Consider the following 16,666-nt stretch of genomic DNA (forward strand, 5'->3'; position numbering starts at 1 on the left):
TGGTCCCGGACGGGCAGAGGGCGGCAACGATGGCCGTCACAATAGACGCGCCCCCCGATCAGGTCTGGCCGTGGCTCGTCCAGATGGGCGGGGGCCGTGGCGGTTGGTACTCCTGGGACCGCCTCGACAACGCTGGACGCCCAAGCGCCCGTGCGGTCCACCCGGAGTGGCAAGACATCGCTATCGGCGACTACTTGAAGTTCTGGGCTCCCGGCCGCCGGCTGGTGGACTCCTACGCGGTCGCGGTTCTTGAAGAGAACCGGTTCCTGGGACTGCACGGTTTGAGCGACTTGCGGGGCCGCAGCATCGATCCGAAGCAACCACGTCCACCTGCCTACACCGAAGGCCTAGGGGTTTCCGCCTCAACGAGTTGCCCGGCGGGCGCACGCGTCTTGTTATCGGCGGTTACCAAACCCTCCGGCCCCGATGGCTTGAAAGCTTCGTCTTCCTTTGGCTCTACGTCCCGGTTGTCTGGGTTATGCAGGCACGTATGTTGGCTGTCCTCAAGCGAAACATCGAACAGACCGCTCATTCACAAGCGCCAGCCACCCCCTCCGTCAAGGGCTACCTTGACTCGGACAGCGAGCGCCACTGGCGCACCGGCCCCGCTGGTAACCTGAACATAATTGTTTGAGTAGTCGGATGGGCGGGGCAGGCCGGATGTCTGAAGTGCAAAAGGAGCGGACCAAGCGGGCGGACGCCGTCCGGAACAAGGACGCCATCACCGATGCCGCCTTGACCTGCCTGAGCGACAATCCTGGAGCGAGCATGTCTGAGATTGCCCGCGTAGCAGGGGTGGGCAGGGTGACCTTGTACGGACACTTCGCGGACCGGGAGGAGCTGGTCGGCGCAGTTTTCGCCCGGACAATGGACCGTGCCGAGGCCGAACTCGCCGCAGTGGACCTTGAGCAGGACACCTGGACATCCCTCCGGGAGCTCGTCCAGTCATCATGGCGGGTGCTCTACCAGTTCAACTCGCTTCTGGCAGCGGCCGAAAAATACTTCTCAGCCGACCAGATCCGGGCCCACCACGACAAACCGCTCGCGCGGGTGATGACGGTGCTTGAAAAGGGCCGGAGCGAGGGGATCTTCCGCACCGATCAGTCTCTTGCATGGCAGGCAGCGTGCTTCTACGCCATCCTGCACAGTGCAGCCGCGGAAATCCGGGCCGGGCGCCTCAAGGAGGTTGCCGCAGCAGACATCCTTCCGTCAACCATCCGGGCGCTTCTGATCCCGCCGACGGATCCGGCTCCGCACTAGGGGAGTGGCTTCTCGCCGCTTTGGCCCAGGAAATCCCGGATTTTCTTAGCCATGGCCTTGGACTGCGTCCAGTGCAGGTAGTGGCCGCCTTCGAGGACCACCAGCTCATGGCGCTTCACATTGGCCAACTGGCGTTCGTGCGCTCCGAACCAGTCCGGCTGCTGATTCATGGTGTCCTGGGACAGGAAATCCAGCACTGGCAAAGCATCGGGATACCGGACATCCTGGAGTTTCGCGGCGTTCTCGCCCATCCGGAGGGTCTCGTCGGTGACGGCCTGGTTTCCGAAGTTCCAGCTGGTCATCTGGCGCATCTGCTGACGCTCGGCTGCAGTGAAGCTGTTGCCGTCGGGTTCCCCATACCCCAGAGCCTCGGCCCAGCGGACCAGGCCTGTCGTGGAGGGAATATGCGCCCAGAAGTTGTCCGCTGCGGGCATCTCCGCGGAGCCGGGGGAGGGGCCCGCGGATGCCTTGGCGGCCGGAACGGTGGGGTCGATGCCGATTACCGCGGACACCTCCCCGGGATATTTGTTGGCGTAGTAAAGCGTGGAAAAGCCGGCAATCGAATGACCCATGAGGGTGTAGGGCGCCTTGATGTGGAGTTTTGACAGCACCTCATGAAGTTCGTCGGAGATGTTTTCCAGCGTACGCGGCCGGACGGCCATGTCGCTGTAGCCGTAGCCGAACCCTTCGACCACCACTGTTTGGAAGCCGCCCAATTCCCGGAGAAGCGGCGCAAAGTCGAGGGCCGGCGCGGCAGTCCCGAGCCCAGTGAGCAGCACTATCGTCGGACCGGTACCGCCGGCTCGGGTGACGTTGATGGCGCCGCCGTCGATCTGGATCCTCTGCCCGTACGCCGCTGAGGTGGCCTTTTCGCGCGCTTCCATCAGGATATTGGCCGACGTCGAAGCCAGGAGCAGCCCGGCGAGACTCAGCGCCACGACCCCTGTCACGCGGAGGCCCCGCCTCCGCCGATGCTTGCGGGGCAGTTGGTCCGGGGTGGAACGGGTGCGGGGGAAGAGGCGCAGTGGCATGGGAGGGCTCCAGGAAGTAGGGACTTAGGCGTGCGGGGCGACGTCTCCGCGCTGGCTTCCGGCTGGCCGGGCAATTCCGATGATCTACATAAATAATACAACGCTGTTTGAGATAAAGCACGGCCGACTCCAGCTTTTCGCAACCCGCCGCCACTAGGTTCAGCGGATGAACCGGGACTGAGCCTCGATTCATGCCTGAAGTGCAGCAGCAAACACAGCTTCGGGCCCCGGCTGGCCTCCGTGCACCATCAGACCGTAAGGATCACCATGAAAACGAAGTCGTCTGCCACAGCGTTACTTAGCACCTTCCTCACAGTCAGTTGGTTGATGGCAGGACTCGCGACGCCGGCCCAGGCGGCGGGCACCACGTACTACGTCAGCGCCGCGGGGAGCGACAGCAATGCGGGAACCTCAAGCTCCACGCCCTGGAAGTCACTGGCAAAGGTCAACTCCATCGTCCTGAACGCCGGCGACACCGTGAGTTTTCGGAGGGGCGACACCTGGGCCGGAGGCGTTGTGACCGGCCAGAGCGGAACTGACGCCGCGCCCATCACCCTGAACGGTTACGGCAGCGGCAACGCTCCGACGATTACCGGCGGCAAGTCGGGAAACTGCATCAGGATCAACGGCAACTACACCGTTGTTGACGGACTGCGCGGCGTCTCCTGCGGCTATGGAGGGATCAGCATCACGGGCGACCGCGATACCGTCCGGAACTCCAGCGCCTCAAACAACGCGGTGGGCCTCAAAATTGGGTACGGCTCTGACTTCGGAAAATACACCGGCAATGTGCTGACGGACAACAACATCATGAGCGTGCTTACGGCAGGCACAAATTGCGGAACGCCCCAGGCGGTGAACTGCAATGACGACTCCGGCGCCTCCGGTGTGCTGATCAACGGCAACGACAATGAACTGTCCGGCAACACGGTCAGCGGCTCGGGCGCGTTCTCCTACGACTACGGCCGTGACGGCAGTTCCTTCGAGATCTACAACGGCAACCGGAACAACATTCATCACAATGTGGCCCTGGACAACAACAACTTCTCCGAGATTGGAAGGTCAACGGGAACCGCGGACGGCAATACCTACCGTTACAACCTGGTCCGCGCGACCTGTGGTGCCAATTGCTCCCAGGCGAAGGGCCTGATCGCGCGTGGATCGGGGACCTCGTTCGGACCCACGAACGGCACGGTGTTTGAGTTCAACACCGTCTATCTGAACGGTCCGCAGTCCCAGGCGATTGTCTGCCACGCAAGCTGCCCTTCGTCCACGGTGATCCGCGGCAACATCCTGGCCGGCGCCAAGAACTCCCTGTGGATCAACGGCTCCGGGTGGACCGAAAAACAGAATGTCCTCAACGGCCCGGTCAACTTCGTGCCCAACAGTACGTCCACTACGGCGCCGGCGCGGTTCGTGAACGCACCGGCCGACCTCCACCTGACCGGCACCAGCCCGGCCATCGACCGCGCCGGAACAAGTCCTTCCGGCTTCGACCTGGCAGGGCTCGCGGTGCCCCAGGACGGGGACTGCAACGGAACGGCAGCCGCTGACTCCGGGGCCTATGAGTTTGACTCGCCCAACTGCTGATGAGGCGGCGGCCCGGCTGCGCGCCTCTGCGTAAGCCGCCGCGTGCCCTATCCGGCGGTGCGGTCTGCATGCAAGCATGGGGTCTCAGCGACTTCGCACCGTGAGGGGACTCGATGAAATCCAACGAACTGCTGCTGGACGCCTTCGGCCGGATCCATGAGGCCGCGGCCGCCGCCCTTGCAGGGGTCGACGACGAGACACTGCGTCGCCGGCCGGGAGGCAACGGAAACTCCATGGCCTGGCTGATCTGGCACCTCAGCCGGGTCGAGGACGCGCAGCTCGCCTCCGTGGCAGGACTGGAGCAGATCTGGACCTCGCAGGACTTTGCCGGGCGGTTTGGTCTGCCGCTTCCCAAACGCGACACGGGCTACGGCCATTCGAGCAGCCAGGTCGACGCGGTCCAGGCTCCGCCGGAGCTGTTGCTCGACTACTGCGACGCCGTCCACCGGCAGACCGTGGAGTTCCTGAAGAGTCTCGGCGACGACGATTTCGACCGCGTCGTCGATACCCGCTGGGACCCGCCGGTCACGCTCGGGGTGCGGCTGGTCAGCACCATTGCCGACTGCCTCCAGCACGTGGGACAGGCGGCGTACGCCAAGGGTCTGAACCCTGCGCACCGTTAGGGGAGGCCGCCGGCGGCGTCAGGGGAGGCCGGCCGGCGGCGGCGATCCTGCACATGCTAACGGGACGATGAACCGCTCGGCCGCCGTGTGCCCTTGGGGCCGGCGGTGACCGACTTCCGCCACCGCGAAGTACCGGGCAGCAGCCGCTTCAGGACCGCGGCGTAGTGCACGGGGAAGAGCCGGGCGATGACATCCGGGGCTATGGCGGAGAACGCGATGAGTACCCGGCCCTGGCGGCGGTGTGCGCCGTCGAGGATCTTCGCTGCGGCCTTGTCGGCGGGGTAGGTCAGCAGCTTGGCGAACGCGGCTTTTCCGGCTGCCGCCTGTTCGGCGTTGGCGCTGGCCGCCACGCGGGCACTCTCGGAGATGCGGGTCCGGATGCCGCCCGGGTGCACGGTAGTGACGCCAATGCCCCGGGGTGCCAGCTCGTGGCGCAGCACTTCACTGAAGCCGCGGAGGGCGAACTTGCTTGAGGAGTACGCCGATTGCCCCGCGGGGCCGATGAGGCCGAACAGGCTCGAGACATTGACGATGTGGCTGCCAGGGGAGCGGAGCAGGGCCGGGAGCAGCCCGCAGCACAGCATGACCGGTGCCCGGAAGTTGATGCTCTGGACCCAGTCAAACTCTTCCGCGCTCAGGTCGGCGAAAGCACCGGCCAGGGCGACGCCGGCGTTGTTGATGAGCAGGTCGACCCGGGGCGAGACCGCCAGCACGCGCCCGACAAGCGCCTCGACTGTCTCAGCGTCCGCGAGGTCGGCGACCTCAGCGTGCACAGGGAGGGCAGGATGCAGCCGCCGGATGAGGTCCGCAACTGCCTCCAGCCGGAGCTTGTCGCGGTCGATCAGGACAAGGTGGGTCCCGCGCTCGGCAAGCTGGTGGGCCATCTGCTCGCCCATTCCGCTGGCAGCGCCGGTGAGCACGGCATGTGCGCCGTTGAACTGGAAGGGGGGCAGCGGCATGACGGTTTTCCTCTCGAAGATGGTGTCTGCGGTCTCGGCTCCAAGGCTACCGATCCGCGTGCCCTGGAGCGACGACCCTTGGAGAGTGTGAAAACGGGGCGGGGCTGCCGTGCCAGGTTTAGGCTTCTATCAGAGGCTAGTGAAAGGAAAAACAAATGAGCAGTACCGATTCGTTCGTGATTGTGGTTGGGTTCGACGGATCCGAGTATTCGCAAAATGCACTCAGTTGGGCCTTGGACGAGGCCCGGCAGCGCAGCGGGCAGCTCCGTCTCGTCACCGCCTGGAGCAAGCCGCCGATGGCCTGGTATCCGGCGGTTCTGGAAACGGCCGCCGGTGAGATCGCAGCCGAAGATTCCCCCCAAAAAATCGCCGAGACCCTCCAGGCTGAGGCCCTGAAGATTGCGGCCAGTGAGGGCACCGCGGCTACGGGGCAGGTAGTGCACAGTGATTCGCCGGCGTCAGCCATAGTCGACGCAGCCAAGGACGCCGATCTCGTCGTCGTGGGCTCCCGCGGCCACGGCGGATTCCCCGGCCTCCATTTGGGTTCGGTTTCCACCCAGGTGCTCAACCATGCACCGTGCCCTGTCCTCGTCGTCCGGCCCAGGGCCTCCTAAGGGGCGGCCCTAGTAGGCGGTCAGCCGCCGCCGGAGCGACGCGATGCCCAAAACTAGGCCGCCCGCTGCCGTCAGCGCCAGCACCGCCACGTCCCGGCCCAGGTTGTCGGTCGACTGGTAGAAGATCGCGGCCTCCAGCGCATCCACCCCGTAGAAGGTCGGGGTGAAGTGCGCTATGGCCTGGATCCACCCGGGCAGGAACGCCGCGACGCTGATCCCGCCGCTCAGGAAGAACAAGTAGATCGCCACGTTGATACCGGCCGCCGACACCGGCGCGAATCGGCGCAAGGCGCCTCCGAGGGCGGCGCCGACCCCGGCCGCCGCGAGTGCGATCAACCCGATCACCGCCAGCGCCGGCAGCCAGTACCAACCCGCCGGCCGCAGAAAGCCGGAGACCGCGGACAGGACCAGGACCAGTGCGGCGACCAGCATGGTCGTCACCCAGCACCCCAGGATCTTCCCCGCGATCAGGGCCCCGCGGCCGATCGGCGCAAGGAGCAGCGCCTTGATGGTCAGGTCCTCAAACTCCCGGGCGGTGGCCAGCCCGCCGTTGACGACGCCCATGAGCGTGAGGAGCAGCACGAGGATGGGCACCAGCTCGAACTGCACGAGGTCCACGTCATGCGGCCGCAGATCCGACTCCGCGACGCCGACCATGATGGGGTTGTCCGGCTGGCCCTCGTAAAAGCGCGTGATCGCCGCCGGCAGCGATCGGCGCAGGTCGTTGGTGAAGTCCAGGTTCAGATTGTTGATCCGGATCCGCACCGGGTCCGGCCGGTGCATCGCGTAGTCGTCGTCGAACGAGGCGGGGATGGTGATGACTGCCGCCACCTGCAGGGTGTCGAGCAGATGCGCCGCTTCACCTTCGGTTGCGCGCTGGACGCGGAACGCATCCGAGTCATTAAGGATCGACACGAGGCGCTGAGCCTGCGGGCCGTTGTCCTCGGCCACCACTGCCACCGGATTGCGGCCGGTTGCGCCGGCCACGATGAAAATGATCAGCAAGAAGGCGACCGGCGGGAGCAGGCTGACCGCGATCGCCGAAGGTGTGCGCACCCACGTCAGTATGTCTTTGGCCGGGATTGCGAGGACGGCCCGCAGGGCTCCCATCAGTGCGCCGCCATCAGTGTGCGACCCCCCGGCGGCCGAAAACAAATGCCGTGAGCGAGACCGTCACCAGCGTGAAACCGGCCAGCACGATCGTGTCGACGGTCAGGTCCTGGGTGGCCGTCTGGTAGCCGTGGAAGGCATGCTGGAACGCGGCGATCGCATAGGTGAGCGGGGACACGGCCGCGATCGCGCCCGGAACAGCGCCGAGCCAGTTTGCCGGCCCGAACGGCCCGCTCAGGAAGAACAGCGGCAGGACGCTGGCGATGGCGAGCGGGATCGCCTGCTGCCGGCGGCGGACCAGCGTCCCGGCCAGAACCCCGAGGGCAAGAAATGCCGCGATCATCAGCAGGCCAAACCCGAGCACCTCCAAGGGATGGAGCGGGTGCACCCCGATCAGCACGATCACGACGCCCAGCACCAGCAGTGCCGACGCTGCCGTGAGCGCGGCTGCGCCGAGCATTTTTCCCAGCCCGATCGCCAGCCGGCTCACCGGCGCCAGTGCCAGTTCCTTGACGGTGCCCAATTCGTAATCCCGCGCGGCGTTGACGCTGCCCTGCAGGATCGAGGAGAGCATCAGGCCCGCCACTACGATGCTGACAGCGAGGTAGGGAATGTAGCCTGTGTCGTGCTCCTGGACGTCGGACTCAAGCGCACGCACGACGACCTGGTCAGGGAACGCATCGGCGTAAAAGGACGTGATCGAGAGCGGCACCGCCCGCCGGATGTCGTTGGTGAAATCGACGTTGAGGTTATTGACCTCAACCGGGATGTCCACCCGTGTCCCGGCGGTGAGCGCGGCATCGAAGTCCTCCGGTACTGTCACGACGGCGACGACGGTGCCCGCACGGATCTCACGCTCCGCGTCGGCCGGGGAAGCCGTATGGATGATGAACGACTGCGAGTTGGTCATGGCCTGAACGAATTGTTCGGCCAGCGGTCCTTGGGTCTTCATCACCACTGCGATCGGCGCCTGGCCCCCGCTGACCGCGAAGAGAAGGAAGAGCAGCAGGAAGTTGATCGGGATCACGACGCCGGCTATCGCGAACAGCGGTTCGCGGAGCGTGAGGCGGATATCCGCTGCCGCCACGGCCCGGACCACCCGCAGGCTGTGGCGGAGGCTCATTCCCGGAGCGCCGTGCCTGTCAGGCTCAGGAAGACCTCGTCCAGGCTCGGTTCGCGGCTCTGGATTTCCTCGAGGTTCGTGGATTCGACCACCGCCGTGACGACCTTGCCGGTGACGTCGGCGCCGCCCTCCACGGTGACCTTCAGCGATCCGTTGGACGCGACAGCGGAGACCACGCCTGGCAGCGCGCGGACTTTCCGAACGATGTCCTCCGTAGGTGCCGGCCGAGTGCGCATCTCGAGGACCGTGTCCCCGAAACTGCGGCGCAAGTTCGACGGCGTATCGAGCGCCACAAGGCGCCCGCGATCGATGATGCCCAGCCGGTCGCAGAGGACGTTCGCCTCCTCGAGGTAGTTCGTGGTGATGAGCACGGTGGTTCCGCGTTCCTTGAGTTCGAGGATCCGGTCCCAGAGCGCGCGCCGGCTCTGCACATCGACCCCCAGGGCGGGTTCGTCGAAGTAGAGCAGTTCGGGGTCGTGGAGCAGCGCCCGGACCAGGGCCAGGCGTCGTTTCATGCCGCCGGAGAAGGTGGAGACGCGGCTCTTCCGCCGCTCCTCCAGCTGCGCCAGCTCAAGCAATGAGGTGATCCGCTTCTCGAGGCCCTGCCGGGGCACGTCGAAGAGGTCGGCGTGAAACCGGAGGTTGGCCTCTGCTGTGAGCTCCTCGTAGAGGGCGTTCTCCTGCGGCACCGTCCCGAGCGAGCGCCGGATCCTCCGCGGATCCGCAAGCATGTCGATGCCAAGGACCGTGACCCCGCCGGAGGTCGGCCGGCTCAGGCCGCTGATCATGTTAATGGTGGTTGTCTTGCCGGACCCGTTGGGCCCGAGCAGGCCGAAGATCTCCCCGCGCCCGACCTGCAGGCTGAGGCCGTCGATGGCGGTGAAGGAGCCAAACCGTTTGGTGACCTCTGTGAGCTCGATGGCCGTTTCGGTCATGCCAGTACCTCCCTGGACCACAGGCGCAGGGACCGGCGTGCAATCTCGGCGGGCGGCGCCACGGCTCAATGATGGGGCTGCGCCGAACAAAACACAAGCGGGCCGCTCTTCCGCTTCGAAGTCTCCCGCGGAGCCCGCGCTCTGGCGGTTGGACCCGGCGGGGTCCAAGCTTTAACTAGTCGGCCTGCGGCCCGTCGTCGGGCGGCGCCGGACCGCCGACGGCGGTCCTCGGAGTGCGAGGAGAACGACCATGGTTGACACGGCAGTCCCGGCTCTCAGGGCCGGCGTCGGGCGGGATTTGGTGACACAACTGCTGGGCATCTGGCTGCTCCTGGCGGTCTTCCTGGACGGCTGGGCACACCTGCACGTTCCCGGGCTGGAGACGTTCTTCACCCCGTGGCACGCCGCTCTCTATTCCGGCCTCCTTGCCATGGCCGCGTGGACGGCCACGGTGATCTGGAGGAACCGGGAGCCCGGGCAGCCGCTTGCCCGTGCGATACCGGCCGGTTACGGGGGCACGGTGGTCGGAGTCGTCCTCTTCGCCGTCGCCGGCGTCCTGGATCTGGCATGGCATGAGATCCTGGGCATCGAAGTCTCGCTCGACGCGCTGGTAAGCCCCACCCACCTGCTGCTCGGGTTCAGCCTCTTCCTCATTCTCGGCACCGGTGTCCGCAGTGCGCGGGCCCGCAGCCGGTCGGCCGCCTTCGTGTGGACGCCGCCGGCCCTGCTGGCTGTCGCCCTCATGACCGGCCTGGGCGCCTTCTTCCTCATCTACTGCTCGGCCTTCGTCCGGACGGGGCCGGCGGTCCCGTACGTCCCGACGCCGATCGGCAGTCCCGGCCACACCCAGGCGGAGCTGCCCGCGGCGATCGGCATGGCCAGCTACCTGGTGACCACGGCGCTCATCAGCGCCCCCTTCCTCTACACCTTCTCCGGAACCCGACGTCCGCCGCGCGGCATCGCCACCATCCTGGTCGCCGTCGTGGCGTGGCTGCCCCTGGCGATGTCGGGGTTCCGCCCGGCAGCGGCCGCCGGCGCGGCAGGGGCCACGGTAGCCGCGGTTGTCGTGGACGTCGCGCTTGCCCGAAGGGCCGGGCCCGTGACCGGCCGCCGGCTGCCGGCGGTCAGTGCGGTGCTGGCGGCGCTTATCTGGACAGGCCAGCTGGCCGGCATTGCGTTGGTGTCGGGGATTGGGTGGCCTGTATCGATGTGGCTTGGAGCCATTGTGCTGAGCTCGGCAGTGGCCGCAGGACTCGCCTTCGTTAGCTCCTGGAACTCCAGGAGCATGCAGCGCCCGGAAGTATCGCACGCGGGAGGTCCACTATGACCAGCATGGCAGCGTCCGGCGAATCGGCGCGTGAGAAGAGACGCGCGGCCATTGGCACGGCGGTGTTCGCCGTGGCACCGGCGACGGCGGCCGGTCTCGTTCCGTGGATGTTGACGCGCTGGAAGGTGAGGCGGCCGGTGCCGGGCGGACTGCCCGCGCAATGCGCCGGCGTCGTGCTCATCGGCGCGGGCGCCGCGGTGATCGCAAGTTCCTTTGTGCGGTTCGCCGTCGAGGGACTGGGTACCCCGGCGCCCTTTGCGCAGACGAAGCATTTGGTGGTCGGTGGCTGGTACGGCTTCGTGCGGAACCCCATCTATTGTGCCCTCGCCGCTGCGATCAGCGGACAGGGCCTCGTGCTTGGGCAGCCGAGGCTTTTTGGTCTTGCCGCCGCGGGTGCCGTCCCGGTCGTTGCATTTGTCATGCTTCATGAGGAGCCCAGCCTGGCTCGTAAGTTCGGTCCTGAGTATGAGATCTACCGCGAAAACGTACCGCGCTGGCTGCCCAGGCTCACGCCCTGGCGTGCAGGGCCGGCGTCAGGGCCTCCGGAGTAACAGCCCCTGGGGTCATACGAGAGGGTGCGGCCCGACGGGGCCGCACCCTGGTTGTCGCTACGAAGATTCGGTACGAGGATCAGTGCCTTCTGAATGAGTCCCTGATCTTGGCGCCGGCTTGCTTCAAATCGGCCCGGAAGTGGCGTGCCTTGCCCTCGGCCTTGAGCCGATCATTGCCGGTGGCCCGGCCGGCTGCTTCCTTGCCTCTGCCATGAAGTTTCTCGGCAGTGTTGTGGATCCTGTCACCCCTACCCATGATGGTCCTCCCTTATCCGTGGCTCTGTGCGGCGTGAATACCGCTGAACCGACACTTAATTGTAGGAACGGACGCGCCGTGAAGGTACCCTTCTTTCAGCCTTCGGGGAGAGAACCCGTCCGACGCCGGCCGGGCCGGCGCCGTGGGAACGGCGCCGTGGGAGCGGCGCCGGAATCCTCGGAACTCCGGCGCAGCAGGATTCCTGCCAGCACCACGACCCAGACCAGGAACGCACCCAGCATGATGCGTTCCACCACACCCAGCCCGGGCGTCGGTACGCCCGCGGCAACCGCAGGGATGTAGGAATTTGTCCACGCGCCAAAGCCGAGGACAACGGCGATTGTCAGGATCGAGTACAGCCGAAACCGCCTGCCGAAGGCCGCTGCGCCGAATCCCAGAATCGCAAGGTAAAGCAGCGCATCCACGGCACCGAGGGTGATGTGCATGGCGTCGGTCAAGGCCATGGCGGCCGCGGGCCTGATGTCCTCACGGGCCGTCATCGGGAACGGCAACCACAGGGGACCCACCGCGCCGTATGCGACGAGGAGTGCGCCGGTCACGCGCAGCGCCTTCTTTTTTTGGGCAGAGAGCCACACCCCGATACCGAACGCGATGACCAGGGCCTCATAGATGAAGCCTTCCACGATGAGAGGGCCCCTCGTCGGAGCGCCGATCGACGTCAGCTCGCTCACGGCCTGGTCGAACGGGCTGTAGCCCCTATAGAGCACCGCGGCGAGCACCTCGCTCGCCGCCGGCCAGAGCGCCGATGACAGGATTCCGCACACAAGCAGGGCCTTCGGGACACGGCCGGACGGGCCGTCAGGCGCCGGCCGCACATTGATTCCGGACATTGCTGGCCTCCCCGGCGCCACAGAGGAACTGAGGGCGCCCTTGGGTTCAGGATGGCCCGGGAAGCGGGGTGGGCGCCAGAGCCTCATGCCCCGCCGGCCACGGCACCACGACTGCACTGGTGTTCGGCTGTTCTGCGGGTCCATCATTGGACTGCCGGTCCCGCTTGGGTGCGGAACGGCGTCGGAGGGCGCGGGCTTCATATACCTGCCCCGTCCTTGCCCCGACCGGAATGGAGCGATTTTGATGAGCGAAGTTATTGACCGGTTGGCGGCGGCAATGAACGCACACGACCTTGAAGCCGCAGCGGCACTGTTCCACAAGGATTACCGCAGCGAGCAGCCAGCCCACCCTGCCAGGGCCTTTGTCGGCAGGGCACAGATGCACGCCAATTGGGCTGCGATGTTCGCCGGAGTTCCTGATTTCCATGCAGAACTGGTCCGCTCCGCCGAGGCCGGGAACACGACCTGGAGCGAATGGACCTGGTCCGGCAACCGTGCTGACGGGCAGCCATTCGGCCTCCGCGGGGTCACTCTCTTCGACGTGGAGGACAACCTCATCACTGCCGGCAGGCTTTATATGGAGGAGGTCGAACGCGAGGCGGTGGGTATCGAGCAGACGGTGCAGGCCCTGTCGGGCCGCGCGCCGGGCCGCGCGGGCTGAAGCGTAGCCGTTGCGCGCGGCCCGCGAGGGCTGAAGCGTAGCTGCGCTCGGGGCGATTGCTGCAGCGGACCGGGCATATGCGTGCCTCTGCCGCCCGGGCAGTCAGGACCGCGAGCCGCCGTCGGGATTCCCCAGCGAAGTGATCTTACCGGTCTGGCCTTCCCACACGCCCCAGTCCTCCGGGAGTGTGGTGGGCCGGCCGAGGAAATAGCCTTGGCCCGTTCGGATGCCAAGCGCCCTGAGAGTAGCAAGCTCCGCCCCGGTTTCGATGCCTTCCGCAATAATGAGCGCGCCGATCTGGTCTGCGATCCATATCAGGGATTCACAGACGGTGTGCCGCAGGGCGTTCGTGCTGATGCCTTCGATGAGGTTGCGGTCCAGCTTGATGATGTCGGGCCGAAGTAGGTTGATATGGCGGACGGACCCTGGGTAGGAGCCCGAGTGCCCGACAGCGAGCCGGACGCCCTGATTGCGAAGCGGAATCAGCGGCCCGAGAAGGGCGTCGGCCTGCTCGGCGGTCGGTGGGTCGGTGAGTTCAAGGACGACGCGGCTTGGGGATAGTCCGGATTGCAGCACCAGGTCGGGCAGGAGCGGATCCAAACAGGTGGGCGGTGACAACTTGAGCGTGACGTAGAGGTGGGCCGGGAGGTTCTCTGCAGCGGCGAGCGCGGATTCCATGGCCGCGAACTCAAGATCGCCGCCGAGGCTCGCATGTGCGGCTTCGGCGAACCAGTGGTCCGCGGAGTGCCCGTCCGTGACAAAGCGCGTCAACGCCCCGGCCCCGACGACAGCGCCGGTGGAGAGGTCTTGGATCGGCTGAAAGGCTGTCACGAGCAGCCGGCCCTGGAGTACCGCTTCGATCCGCGAGCGTGCGTCGGGGCCCTCACCCGTCGACGTTCCTGCCGGCCGCGGTGAGCCCGGACGGGTGGACGGGTGTCCCGCGTCCGCATCCCCAGCGTCGCGAGAGAGCCATGCCCGGGCCTGAAGCTCCGTCAGGTGGTCGACCAGCGCCCTCTCCGGATTATCGGGATGATCAGCGAGGTGCTTGCGAAGCTGATCCCGGACCTGGGCCTGATCGGGGGACGGGTCAGAGAGCACGGCAGCGATGATGTCGGAGACTTGCCGGCGGATCCCCGCACCCTGTACGGGACGCGCCGCGGCGGATGCCGGGCCCTCCGGCTGGTGGTCAGCATCGCGTTCTGGCGTGGAAGACGGCTCCAACGTCACTGGCTGTTCCTTTGTTCGACACGCTCCGGCTGAGCCCGGAACCGGCCTGCCGCCTACCCTCGTCCGGGGTTCGCTCCGTTGTGGCGAGGCGGGAGGCCGTGGACACACCGTATGACGGGTTCGAGGCCTGCGACCCTTAGGAATGCGGCAGTTTTACCGCACTTTTGCCGCAGTAGCGGCGGCCTCCTGCCCTCGCCGGCGGCCGACGGCGGCCTACCGGCGCTCACCCGGCGCCTACCGCGCCCTACCGCTGGATGGGTGGGGTATTCCATGCGCAAGCTGAGCTGCCAACCGTCAGGGGGCCGATTCCTCTGGCGAGCTGTCGCTGTTGAGCTCGACGGTTTGAACCGGGCCTTCCGGCGTCGCATGGTATCCGTCAATCGACGGCGGCGGAGTCTCGAGCTTCCGGGCCATGCCGGGTTCGAGATCCGAGCGCAGCCATATTCGGAGCGAGTCGTTCCGGAACAATACGCTACCTGGCGCAGGTGACTGGCTCTGGATGATCGGATTCCTGGGCCATGCGATCGAGCTGATTGGCGGCCCATCCGGATCAGGATTCGCCAGAGTCAGGCCGGCCGCTTGCGCTATTTCCCGCGCATGGAGGAAGTGCTCCCCAACAACGTCGGGGACGATAACGAGATCGGCGGCTCGTTTTTCGTCTTGGGGTCCGTCCGGCATTTTTCCTCCTGTCGGCATTGTCTGCCCCATTGCACGCACGGGCAATGTTGGGCCGTACGGGGGCGTCGCCAGTTCAACCATCTCCGGAACGTCCTTCGCCCAAGGAAGCTACCTGGCGGGTGCGGTGCCTCCCACTGCCGGCCGGACGCCGTCCCACTCTGGCCTGTGGCGTTTGGCGAACCCTGAGTGGTGCGATGTTGACCCCGGCAAGGTCAGGAGGCCGCAGGCTCTGCGACCAAGCTGGGTGGAGAGCCGATGCTTGCCAGGGATGTTTAGGGCAGACTGGTGGCGTGAGCGGAATCCGGTGGGTGCTGCACGTCGATCTCGACCAGTTCATCGCGGCGGTCGAAGTGCTCCGGCGGCCGGAGCTTGCGGGCAAGCCGATCATTGTCGGAGGTCGGGGCGACCCGACGGAACGAGCTGTGGTGTCGACCGCATCCTACGAAGCCAGGGCGTTCGGCGTGGGTTCCGGAATGCCGCTACGCATTGCGGCCCGGAAAGTGCCCGACGCTGTGATCCTGCCCGTCGATCAGGAGGCTTACCTCGCGGCGTCTGAAACGGTGATGGCTACCCTGCGCGCGCAGCCCGGCGCCACCGTGCAGGTGCTGGGTTGGGATGAAGCCTTTGTGGGTATTGAGACGGAGAATCCGGAAGCCTACGCCCGTCAGGTGCAGGCCGCTGTCCTGGAGCGAACGCAGCTGCATTGCAGCGTGGGCATCGGCGACACCCTGGTCCGAGCCAAGGTCGCCACCGGTTTCGGCAAACCGGCCGGCGTCTTCCGTCTCACTTCCGGGAACTGGCTCGACGTCATGGGCAGCCGGCCCACCAAGGACCTGTGGGGCGTCGGAACCAAAGTGTCAGGCCGGCTGGCCAAACTCGGCATCAACACAGTTGCCGAGCTCGCCGCGTCCGACCCCCAAGGCCTGGTCCCGGAGTTCGGCCCCAAGATGGGTCCTTGGTACGCGGAACTCGGACGCGGGGACGGCGCCAGCGTGGTGGATGACACTCCATGGGTTGCCCGCGGGCATAGCCGGGAGACCACCTTCCAGCGGGACCTGACTGAGCCCGCCCAGGTGGACGGCGCCGTGAGGGAGCTGACAGCGCGTGTCCTGGAGGATGTTGTGGCCGAAGGGCGGCCCGTGATTGGGCTGACCCTCAAGGTTCGGTACGCTCCGTTCATCACCAAGACCCACGCGAGAAGGATTCCCGAGACATTCGACCGGAACGAAATCCTCGCGGGTGCCTTGGACCTCGCAGCCGGAATCGAAGCGGGCCGTCCGATCCGACTCCTAGGCCTGCGGGCCGAAATGGCAATGCCCGACGATGCCCGAAAAGGACATACGCCGACACGCGGCGGTTGGTGACGTCGCCGCCAAAGGCCTGATTCCCTGAGCCGGACACTGCCTAGCCAGATACTGCCCAGCCAGGTACTGCTCTTCCACGGGTCCTGCCGCCGCCGCATTCCAAGACCGCCCGCAGATCTCCGGATCGGCGGGTGGTCTTTTACGTGCCCGGAACGTGGTGTGCGACTCAAGCCGCTGCCGGAATGCGGGTCCGGGCGCGTTTGAGGGTTTTGGCGTGGTGCCGGAGCGCGCGCCGGTGGCGGTTGTCTTGCTGCGTTAGGTCGGTCGTTGGAGAGGGCGGGTCGGTCACGTTCAGGCCGGGTGAGTGTGCTCGGCCGAGGGGTGTTCCCGGGAGGGGTGGTGCGGTGGAGTGGTAGGTGTGGCCGGTGGGGGTTTGGATCTGGACGGTGTGTCTGGTGCTGCCGGTGGCACCCGGATTGGTTGCCGTTCTGTTGCTCCAGCCGGGGGTTTCCTTGGTGTGGTTGCAGGCTTCGCAGAGTCCTTGGCCGTTGGTGTGGGTGGTGGGG

17 protein-coding genes and 1 pseudogene are annotated in these 16,666 nt (G+C 66.3%); 8 read left to right on the forward strand and 10 right to left on the reverse strand.

The features are described 5' to 3' along the window. Positions 1-660 precede the first annotated feature (660 nt). The gene (locus AC1DES_RS18415) at positions 661-1,260 is read left to right on the forward strand and encodes a TetR/AcrR family transcriptional regulator (RefSeq protein ID WP_476897149.1); all 600 of its coding nucleotides are present in this window, start codon (positions 661-663) and stop codon (positions 1,258-1,260) included. Here AC1DES_RS18415 and AC1DES_RS18420 read toward each other — a convergent pair. Continuing rightward, positions 1,257-2,291, reverse strand: coding sequence for an alpha/beta fold hydrolase (locus AC1DES_RS18420; protein WP_476897150.1), 1,035 nt, complete (start codon positions 2,289-2,291; stop codon positions 1,257-1,259). The two genes, AC1DES_RS18415 and AC1DES_RS18420, sit on opposite strands and share 4 nt — an antisense overlap. 327 nt (positions 2,292-2,618) lie before the next feature. Between AC1DES_RS18420 and AC1DES_RS18425 the strand changes: the two genes are divergently transcribed. Continuing rightward, positions 2,619-3,881: a right-handed parallel beta-helix repeat-containing protein gene (locus AC1DES_RS18425; protein WP_476897151.1), complete on the forward strand. Its 1,263-nt coding sequence runs from the start codon at positions 2,619-2,621 to the stop codon at positions 3,879-3,881. Between the two features lie 113 nt (positions 3,882-3,994). Then, entirely contained in the window at positions 3,995-4,504 is a 510-nt protein-coding gene (locus tag AC1DES_RS18430) for a mycothiol transferase (protein WP_476897152.1), read from the forward strand. Positions 4,505-4,560: 56 nt separating this feature from the next. Here the strand turns inward: AC1DES_RS18430 and AC1DES_RS18435 are convergent, their stop codons facing one another. After that, positions 4,561-5,463 (reverse strand): SDR family NAD(P)-dependent oxidoreductase, encoded by a 903-nt coding sequence (locus AC1DES_RS18435; RefSeq protein WP_476897153.1) that lies wholly within the window; start codon positions 5,461-5,463, stop codon positions 4,561-4,563. 155 nt (positions 5,464-5,618) lie between these two features. On the opposite strand from AC1DES_RS18435, the gene AC1DES_RS18440 reads away from it, so the two are divergent. Continuing rightward, positions 5,619-6,077: a universal stress protein gene (locus AC1DES_RS18440; protein WP_476897154.1), complete on the forward strand. Its 459-nt coding sequence runs from the start codon at positions 5,619-5,621 to the stop codon at positions 6,075-6,077. A 9-nt stretch (positions 6,078-6,086) separates the two neighbouring features. On the opposite strand, the gene AC1DES_RS18445 is transcribed toward AC1DES_RS18440, so the two are convergent. The 3 genes from AC1DES_RS18445 to AC1DES_RS18455 are packed head-to-tail and all read right to left on the reverse strand — an operon-like array spanning position 6,087 to position 9,245. After that, entirely contained in the window at positions 6,087-7,187 is a 1,101-nt protein-coding gene (locus AC1DES_RS18445) for an ABC transporter permease (RefSeq protein ID WP_476897155.1), read from the reverse strand. 13 nt (positions 7,188-7,200) lie between these two features. Beyond that, positions 7,201-8,310 carry an ABC transporter permease gene (locus tag AC1DES_RS18450; RefSeq protein WP_476897156.1) on the reverse strand — a complete coding sequence of 370 codons (1,110 nt, stop codon included), beginning with the start codon at positions 8,308-8,310 and terminating at the stop codon, positions 7,201-7,203. Further along, on the reverse strand, positions 8,307-9,245 hold the full coding sequence (locus tag AC1DES_RS18455) for an ABC transporter ATP-binding protein (protein ID WP_476897157.1): 939 nt from the start codon (positions 9,243-9,245) through the stop codon (positions 8,307-8,309). The genes AC1DES_RS18450 and AC1DES_RS18455 overlap by 4 nt, the downstream gene beginning before the upstream one ends. Positions 9,246-9,495: 250 nt before the next feature. Between AC1DES_RS18455 and AC1DES_RS18460 the strand changes: the two genes are divergently transcribed. Next, positions 9,496-10,572, forward strand: a complete 1,077-nt coding sequence (locus tag AC1DES_RS18460; protein ID WP_476897158.1) for a hypothetical protein — start codon at positions 9,496-9,498, stop codon at positions 10,570-10,572. Further along, complete coding sequence (locus AC1DES_RS18465) at positions 10,569-11,123, forward strand: methyltransferase family protein (RefSeq protein WP_476897159.1); 555 nt, start codon at positions 10,569-10,571, stop codon at positions 11,121-11,123. The genes AC1DES_RS18460 and AC1DES_RS18465 overlap by 4 nt, the downstream gene beginning before the upstream one ends. A gap of 79 nt (positions 11,124-11,202) precedes the next feature. Here the strand turns inward: AC1DES_RS18465 and AC1DES_RS18470 are convergent, their stop codons facing one another. Both AC1DES_RS18470 and AC1DES_RS18475 read right to left on the reverse strand, forming a co-directional pair. Next, the gene (locus AC1DES_RS18470; protein ID WP_476897160.1) at positions 11,203-11,379 is read right to left on the reverse strand and encodes a CsbD family protein; all 177 of its coding nucleotides are present in this window, start codon (positions 11,377-11,379) and stop codon (positions 11,203-11,205) included. Positions 11,380-11,474: 95 nt separating this feature from the next. Beyond that, positions 11,475-12,230: a DUF998 domain-containing protein gene (locus tag AC1DES_RS18475; protein WP_476897161.1), complete on the reverse strand. Its 756-nt coding sequence runs from the start codon at positions 12,228-12,230 to the stop codon at positions 11,475-11,477. Positions 12,231-12,474: 244 nt separating this feature from the next. On the opposite strand from AC1DES_RS18475, the gene AC1DES_RS18480 reads away from it, so the two are divergent. Beyond that, a complete protein-coding gene (locus tag AC1DES_RS18480) occupies positions 12,475-12,891 on the forward strand; it encodes a nuclear transport factor 2 family protein (protein WP_476897162.1) in 417 nt (138 codons plus the stop codon). A gap of 102 nt (positions 12,892-12,993) precedes the next feature. On the opposite strand, the gene AC1DES_RS18485 is transcribed toward AC1DES_RS18480, so the two are convergent. Both AC1DES_RS18485 and AC1DES_RS18490 read right to left on the reverse strand, forming a co-directional pair. Continuing rightward, positions 12,994-14,118 (reverse strand): EAL domain-containing protein, encoded by a 1,125-nt coding sequence (locus tag AC1DES_RS18485; RefSeq protein WP_476897163.1) that lies wholly within the window; start codon positions 14,116-14,118, stop codon positions 12,994-12,996. 294 nt (positions 14,119-14,412) lie between these two features. After that, positions 14,413-14,877, reverse strand: coding sequence for a PASTA domain-containing protein (locus AC1DES_RS18490; protein ID WP_476897164.1), 465 nt, complete (start codon positions 14,875-14,877; stop codon positions 14,413-14,415). A 209-nt stretch (positions 14,878-15,086) separates the two neighbouring features. On the opposite strand from AC1DES_RS18490, the gene AC1DES_RS18495 reads away from it, so the two are divergent. After that, complete coding sequence (locus tag AC1DES_RS18495) at positions 15,087-16,160, forward strand: DNA polymerase IV (RefSeq protein WP_476897165.1); 1,074 nt, start codon at positions 15,087-15,089, stop codon at positions 16,158-16,160. A gap of 166 nt (positions 16,161-16,326) precedes the next feature. On the opposite strand, the pseudogene AC1DES_RS18500 reads toward AC1DES_RS18495, so the two are convergent. Next, positions 16,327-16,666, reverse strand: a pseudogene (locus tag AC1DES_RS18500) (hypothetical protein); the annotation flags it as partial.

It is taken from the genome of Arthrobacter sp. 05T442, from assembly GCF_056395945.1.